Raw genomic sequence first — 237 nt, 5'->3', positions numbered from 1 at the left:
CCAATTGAATTTGGGCATCGATTTCTCCAGCGGTACACGCGTGGAAGTCACTTCCGAATCCTCATTGACACAAGAAGAAGTGGCGGATTTCCTTGAAGATTCCGGCTTCCCGTCAGATGACATCGTCATGGCTGGGGAAGGCTCTTCTATCGGGGTTGTCCGTTACGCAGAGGAATTCAGCCAGCAGGAAATCGAGGAATTGAAATCGGCGGCTGTAGATGAATACGGCATCGAACC

Annotated in this window: 1 pseudogene; it reads left to right on the top strand. The window is 51.1% G+C overall.

Annotation, left to right across the window (positions count from 1 at the left end):
• Positions 1 to 237, top strand: a pseudogene (locus tag SB775_RS33725) (protein translocase subunit SecDF); the annotation flags it as partial.

Source organism: Peribacillus sp. SIMBA_075, from assembly GCF_046534585.1.
This window is presented reverse-complemented; position numbering and strand designations above follow the sequence as displayed.